The sequence below is a fragment of the Streptomyces sp. NPDC054887 genome, from assembly GCF_053610585.1.
Genome location: NZ_JBSGYQ010000082.1, coordinates 23,803 through 30,797 on the forward strand (window position 1 = coordinate 23,803; position 6,995 = coordinate 30,797).

General features: G+C 74.7%; 5 protein-coding genes. 3 read left to right on the top strand and 2 right to left on the bottom strand.

Going from position 1 to position 6,995, the window contains the following annotated elements; translation table 11 throughout:
• Nucleotides 1–14 precede the first annotated feature (14 nt).
• The gene (locus tag ACWGH0_RS31015; RefSeq protein ID WP_453407593.1) at nt 15–1,346 is read right to left on the bottom strand and encodes a helix-turn-helix domain-containing protein; all 1,332 of its coding nucleotides are present in this window, start codon (nt 1,344–1,346) and stop codon (nt 15–17) included.
• 116 nt (nt 1,347–1,462) lie between these two features.
• Between ACWGH0_RS31015 and ACWGH0_RS31020 the strand changes: the two genes are divergently transcribed.
• Nucleotides 1,463–3,451 carry a cell division protein PerM gene (locus ACWGH0_RS31020; RefSeq protein ID WP_453407594.1) on the top strand — a complete coding sequence of 663 codons (1,989 nt, stop codon included), beginning with the start codon at nt 1,463–1,465 and terminating at the stop codon, nt 3,449–3,451.
• Nucleotides 3,452–3,671: 220 nt separating this feature from the next.
• On the opposite strand, the gene ACWGH0_RS31025 is transcribed toward ACWGH0_RS31020, so the two are convergent.
• Complete coding sequence (locus ACWGH0_RS31025) at nt 3,672–4,448, bottom strand: hypothetical protein (RefSeq protein WP_453407595.1); 777 nt, start codon at nt 4,446–4,448, stop codon at nt 3,672–3,674.
• Between the two features lie 264 nt (nt 4,449–4,712).
• Here ACWGH0_RS31025 and purN point away from each other — a divergent pair, with 264 nt between their 5' ends.
• Entirely contained in the window at nt 4,713–5,360 is a 648-nt protein-coding gene (purN, locus tag ACWGH0_RS31030; protein WP_453407596.1) for a phosphoribosylglycinamide formyltransferase, read from the top strand.
• Entirely contained in the window at nt 5,357–6,919 is a 1,563-nt protein-coding gene (gene purH / locus ACWGH0_RS31035; RefSeq protein WP_453407597.1) for a bifunctional phosphoribosylaminoimidazolecarboxamide formyltransferase/IMP cyclohydrolase, read from the top strand. Before purN ends, purH begins: the two co-directional genes overlap by 4 nt.
• Nucleotides 6,920–6,995: the final 76 nt, after the last annotated feature.

Consider the following 6,995-nt stretch of genomic DNA (forward strand, 5'->3'; position numbering starts at 1 on the left):
CGTCCGTGTTCCGGTCAGCGTGTCTCCGGCACCAGGCGGGGCGGGCCCGTCACGGGGGCCTCGTGCAGCAGGCTGCGCAGTTCCTCGTCGTGGGGAGTCAGCGGCTGCGGCCCGGCACGCATGGGGACGCCGCGCACCGGTTCGCCGGGCGCCTGCGGGGGCTCGTACCGCGTGGGGGCGGTGACCAGGGTGAAACCCGTGGCGCTGACGATCATCGCCGTGAAGAAGAGCGCGGCACGCGTCCAGAACCTCGCCCTGCGCTCGCTGCCCATGCGCACGGCCCGGGCGGGCGGCAGCCTGACGGGCGGCGCCGTGACCATCTCGGCCAGCCGGCCGAGCCGCTCCCTGATCATCGCGGACTGCTCGGCGGGGCCGGCGTCGGCGAGTTCCGGCAGATGGTGGGCGATCACGGCACGCGCGTGGAGCAGACGGTTCGCCGTGGCCGGAGTGCTCGCCTCCGTCTCGGCCGCCGTGTCGGGCAGGTCCAGGCCGAGGCCGTCGTACAGGAGAAGCGTGCGGCGGTGGGCGGGCGGCAGCGACAGCAGCGCCTGGAGCAGGACCCGGCGGTCGCGGTCGGCGGGGCGGCGGTCGTGGCGCTTGTGCGCGCGGCGCAGGCGGTGCCAGGGGGAGAGCGCGTACTCGTACGCCGCTGCCCTCAGCCAGCTCTCGGGGTGGCGGTCCCTGGCCACGGCGGGCCAGCGCTCCCAGGCCAGGCGGAAGGCGTACTCGACGGCCTCGCGGGCCAGGCGCCGGTTGCCGGTGAGGACGTACGTCTGGCTCAGCAGGGCGGTGGCGCAGTCGTCGTAGAGGCTGTCGAACGCCTGGGCGGGGGTGCGGGTGGCTTCCGGCGCTGTCGTGCCCGGGGTCGCGGTTGCTCGCGCTTCGAGGTCGGTGCCCAGTGTTGCGGTCGCGGCTGCGGTCGCGAGGGCTGCGGGGTCGGTCTCCAGAGGTGCGGTCGCGGGGGCCGCGGGGTCGGTGCCGCGCCCGGGCGTCTCCTCGGGTGCCGAACGTTCGGGTACGTCGGCCGGTTCGGGGGAGTCGCCTTCGGCACCCTGCGGGGAGCGCCCGGACGCGTCCCCTCCCGGCACTGGGTCGACTGTCGCGGCGGCGGCCGGCTCCTCCTCCGTGGTGTCCGTGCTGCCGGTGGCCAGCAGTCTGGCGTACGCCGCCCGTTTGCGGCGCTTGGGGTTCGAGCGGCCGGACTCCCACGCCTTGACCGCCTCCCGCGTGACACCGAGGGCCGCCGCCACCTCCTCCAGGGTCATCGCCTTCGCCTCGCGCAGCCTGCGCCGCTCCTTGGGGGACGGCAGCGGGTCGGCGGGGGCGGTTTCAATGCTTTGCGTCACGAAAGTCCCCCCGCGGCGCTACTCCCGGCGAAAAAGTACATAAACGTATATTGAGCGACACGGCAGTCATTCGCCCGTTACACGGATTGAGCGCGTGTCGTTGACAGCATGGCCGGGTGACTCAAGTGACCCCGCGCGGTACCTGGGTGCCGTCCGTCCCCAGCCGCTCCTCGGCGCAGGCCGCCTGCTGCGTGCGGGGGGTGGTCGCGGCGGGACTCGGCCTCGGGTCCTTCGCCGTCCTGGTGACCGTGCTGTGGATCAGCTCGCCGCACCCCGACAGCGGCCCCGGCGGGGCCCTGCGGGTCGCCGCCGGTCTGTGGCTGCTCGCCCACGGCGTCGAGCTCGTCCGGTACGACACCCTCTCCGGGCTCCCCGCGCCCGTCGGACTGACCCCGATGCTCCTCGTCGCGCTGCCGCTGTGGCTCACCCACCGGGCCGCGCGGGACGCGGTCGACGGCGGCGGGGGCGAGGAGGGGGAGAGCGGCCCCCGGGTGTCCGGCGGGGTCGCCCTGTGCGGGGTGGTCGGGGGCTATGCGGCCGTCGGCGCCGCCGCGTTCCTGTACGCGTACGGGGGGCCGCTGCCGGCGGCCCCGCTGAGTGCGGTGCTGCACCTGCCCCTCGTCGCGGCCCTGGGAGCCGGAGCCGGGGTGTGGACGGGGGGCGGGCTGCCGCTCGCGGGATGGCCGCAGGGCGTGCGGGAGGTGGTCGTGCGCCCCCGGTTCCGGGTCGCGCTGCGTGCCGCCGGGGCGGGGGTCGTGGGGCTGGTGGGCGGTGGCGGGGTGGTCGCGCTCGCGGGGCTGGTGTGGCATGCCGGGGCGGCGCAGGCGGTGTTCCTCCAGCTCGCGGGCGACTGGTCGGGGCGGCTCGCGCTGGCACTGCTGGTCGTGGCGCTCGCGCCCAACGCCGCCGTGTGGGGCGCCGCGTACGGGCTCGGTCCCGGGTTCGCCCTCGGTACGGGCGCGACCGTCGCGCCCCTGGGCGTATGGGGCACGCCTGCGCTGCCGCACTTCCCGCTGCTGGCGGCGCTGCCGGGCGGAACGGGGCCCATCCCTGTGCAGTGGGCGACGCTCGCGGTGCCGGTGGGGGCGGCCGGCGCGCTCGCGTGGTTCACCGTACGCGCCGCCGCGCCGCCCTTCGCCGTACGGGAGGAAGCATGGAGCGCCCGGGACACGGCCGCCGCCGCGGCTCTCGCGGGCGTGGGGTGCGGGGCGGGGGCGGCGGTGCTGGCGGCCCTGGCCGGGGGGCCGCTGGGCGTGCGGGCGCTGTCGGAGTTCGGGCCGGTGTGGTGGCTGACGGGCGGCGCGGCGGCGGTGTGGACCGTGGCGCTGGGCGTCCCGGCCGCGCTGATCCTGCGCGCGTGGCGGCTGCGCGACCGGACGCCCCGGTCCTGGCGGAGGGCGGCGAAGACGGAGGAGGCCGGTGTGGCGCCGGTGGTCAGTGCGGTGCGTCCGGCGGAGGTGGCCGGCGGCGAGGACACCGGTGCGGCGAAGCGCCGCTGGTGGCGGCGGGGGAGCACCGGCACGGAGACCGAGCGGACCGCATCCGCGGACGACGACGGCACGAGCGGCGCGGGGCGCCGTTGGTGGCGGCCGCGGCGCGCGGACGGCGCGGACGGCGCGGACGGCGTTACGTCGGGTTCCGCCCCGCGGCGCGTGGACGGTGGCGGGAGCGGTACGGCGGGTTCCGCCCCGTGGTGGCGGGCGCGGCGCGCAATGGGCGGGCAGAGCGGTACGTCGGGTTCCGCCCCGTGGTGGCGACCCGGCGGGACCGGCGGCGACACCGGGCCTTACGACAGCGAGGCCGACTTCCTGCCCATCGGCGACCCCGACGCCACGGTCGGCGCCGACTGGCACGAGAGCGGCTCGCGCGAGCTGCGGTGGGCGGCCCTCAAGGAGGCGTCCGGCGGCCTGATGGCCGCTTTCCCGGCCCCCTCCACAACCCCGGAAGAACCGAACCCCGCGAAGCAGCACCCGTCCGGACCGCCCCCGCGAACCGGACCCGGCGTACCGGCCGAACCGCCCCCGGCGAACGGGCCGGTCGTACGGGCCGAACCGCCCCCGGCGCCCCCCACGGGCCCGGAGGAACCGGGGACCCCGAAGGCGTAGCCGCTCGCACTGCCCGCACCGCCGGCACCGCCCCGCGTGGCTCGGCCGGGAGTGCCTGCGGCCCCGCCCGGCGTACCCGCCGATCGTGCCGTCAGCGGTCGTCAGCGGTCGTCAGCGGTCGTCAGCGGTCGTCAGCGGTCGTCACGGGCCCCCGGAACCGGGGCCGTGAAGGCGCAGCCACCCGCTCCGTGTCCCCGGGCGGGCCGCCGGAGACCGCCCGCTACTCCTTCACGCCGAAGACCGGGCGCAGCGGCTTCGGCAGCAGGTCGTTGCAGGACGCCTGGGCCGACTGCGTCAGAGAGTCCTGCACGCAGGTGTAGTAGTCGCGATAGACGAGCTGGACCGTGAAGGTCGTCGCCACGATCACCAGCGCCAGCGCCGCCGTGACCAGGCCGCTCACCGCCGCCGTCGTCAGCGGCCTGCCGCCGCCCGCCGGTGCGGCGGAGGCCGGTGCGTCGGCGGTCGACGCCGTGCCCGGGCCGCGGCCGGGCTTCGCCCGCAGCGCGCTGATGCCCCAGTAGAGGGCCAGCGCGCCCAGCAGCAGCGCGACCTCGGGAAGGTCGAAGAGCGCGAAGAAGAAGGCCCACATGCCGGAGAGCAGCGCGTAACGCGCCCGGCGCTGCGCGGGGTCCGTCGGGTCCCAGCGCAGACCGGGACCGTTTCCGCCCTGCCCCTCTGGGTCGGCCGGCCGCTTGGGGCCGCCGAAGCCGCCGCTCTGGCGGCCGGGCTGGCGGGGGCTCCACTGGCCGGTCGGCGGACCGTCCTGCTGCTCCCCGCCGTCGTCCTGACCGCCGCCGTTCACGGGTTCGCGGGGCTGCCAGGGCTGGTCGGGCTGCCCCTCGGGCGGCGGCGCGAACGGGTTGTCGTCGCCCTGCGGCGACGACGGCGGGGTCGACGAGGACTGGCGTTCCCGCAGCAGCAACTGAGAACCCCGCTGTCCGGCATGCGTCGCGGAAAGCGGCAGGCGGAGAGCCGCGCGGCGGCGTCGGTCCGTCATCTGGTGAACGTCTTCCCCTCAGACCCGGTGCACAGAGGGTCTTGTGTGTCGATCTGTTCCCGTCCGGAGACGGATTGTCCCAGTCCGCAGAACGGACCTGTCCCCTGACGCTACCTCCCGGCCACGTACCCGTCCCGTGGGGGCCGCTCGGTGTGCCGGTATCGTTGCCGACGGTTGACGCCTTCGTAGAGTTCCCCGTATCGGGGGACCCGATTCGTTCGTACGACCATACAAACCGCACCATCCGCGAGAAAGAGACCCACTGTGGCCTCCCCGCCTGCCTCCCCCCGCCCCCCCGGCACACCCGCCCGCCTCGTCGTGCTGGTCTCCGGTTCCGGCACGAACCTCCAGGCCCTGCTCGACGCCATCGGCGACGATCCCGCGGCCTACGGCGCCCAGGTCGTGGCCGTCGGCGCGGACCGGGACGGCATCGCGGGTCTCGAACGCGCCGAACGCGCCGGGCTGCCGACCTTCGTCCGCCGCGTGAAGGACTACGGCACGCGCGAGGAATGGGACGCCGCGCTGGCCGAGGCCACGGCGGCGTACGAGCCCGACCTGGTCGTGTCCGCCGGCTTCATGAAGATCGTGGGAAAGGCCTTCCTCGCGCGCTTTGGGGGCCGCTGCGTGAACACCCACCCCGCCCTGCTCCCCAGCTTCCCCGGGGCCCACGGCGTACGGGACGCTCTCGCGTACGGCGCGAAGGTCACCGGATGCACGGTCCACTTCGTCGACGACGGCGTCGACACCGGCCCGATCATCGCGCAGGGCGTGGTCGAGATCCGGGACGAGGACGATGAAGCCGCTCTTCATGAGCGCATCAAGGAAGTCGAGCGACGGCTGCTCGTCGATGTCGTGGGGCGCCTGGCCCGTAACGGCTTTCACATTGAGGGACGAAAGGTAGTTATCCAGTGACCGCCGAAGGTACGAAGCGGCCCATCCGCCGCGCGTTGGTCAGCGTCTACGACAAGACGGGCCTCGAAGAGCTGGCCCGCGGCCTGCACGAGGCGGGCGTCACCCTCGTCTCGACCGGCTCCACCGCCGGCAGGATCGCCGCGGCCGGCGTCCCGGTCACCAAGGTCGAGGAGCTCACCGGCTTCCCCGAGTGCCTCGACGGCCGGGTCAAGACGCTGCACCCGCGCGTGCACGCCGGCATCCTCGCCGACCTGCGGCTCGACGCGCACCGCGCGCAGCTCGAAGAGCTCGGCGTGGAGCCGTTCGACCTCGTGGTCGTCAACCTCTACCCGTTCAAGGAGACCGTCGCCTCCGGCGCCACGGCCGACGAGTGCGTCGAGCAGATCGACATCGGCGGCCCGTCGATGGTCCGCGCCGCCGCCAAGAACCACCCCTCCGTCGCGGTCGTCACCAGCCCCGAGCGGTACGCCGACGTCCTCGACGCCGTCCAGGGCGGCGGTTTCGACCTCACCACCCGCAAGCGCCTCGCCGCCGAAGCCTTCCAGCACACGGCCGCGTACGACGTCGCCGTCGCTTCGTGGTTCGCCGCCGACTACGCGGCGGCCGACGACAGCGGCTTCCCCGACTTCCTCGGCTCGACGTACGCCCGCAAGAACGTGCTCCGGTACGGCGAGAACCCGCACCAGCCCGCGGCCCTCTACACCTCCGGCACGGGCGGCCTCGCGGAGGCGGAGCAGCTGCACGGCAAGGAGATGTCGTACAACAACTTCACGGACACGGAGGCCGCGCGGCGCGCCGCGTACGACCAGACCGAGCCGTGTGTCGCGATCATCAAGCACGCCAACCCGTGCGGCATCGCGGTCGGCGCCGACGTCGCCGAGGCGCACCGCAAGGCGCACGCCTGCGACCCGCTGTCCGCCTTCGGCGGCGTGATCGCCGTGAACCGCCCGGTGTCCGTGGAGATGGCCGAGCAGGTCGCCGAGATCTTCACCGAGGTCATCGTCGCCCCGGGCTACGAGGACGGCGCCGTCGAGGTGCTGGCCCGCAAGAAGAACATCCGTGTGCTCGTCTGCCCCGACGCCCCGTCCGACGAGGTCGAGGTCAAGGCGATCGACGGCGGTGCGCTGCTCCAGGTCACCGACCGGCTCCAGGCCGAGGGCGACGACCCGTCGACCTGGACGCTGGCCACCGGCGAGGCGCTGTCCGACGCCGAACTCGCCGAGCTGGCCTTCGCCTGGCGCGCCTGCCGCGCCGTGAAGTCCAACGCGATCCTGCTCGCCAAGGGCGGCGCGTCGGTCGGCGTCGGCATGGGCCAGGTCAACCGCGTCGACTCCGCGAAGCTCGCGGTGGAGCGTGCGGGCGCTGAGCGCGCCCAGGGCGCGTACGCCGCCTCCGACGCGTTCTTCCCGTTCCCGGACGGCCTGGAGATCCTGCTGAACGCGGGCGTCAAGGCCGTGGTCCAGCCCGGCGGTTCGGTCCGCGACGAGCAGGTCGTCGAGGCCGCGAAGAAGGCCGGCGCGACGATGTACTTCACCGGCACGCGCCACTTCTTCCACTGACGCCGCCGACGTCACGGACGTCTCCGACGCGGAACGCGCGCTGTATCTTAAACACAACAGACGCTGCCGAAGAACA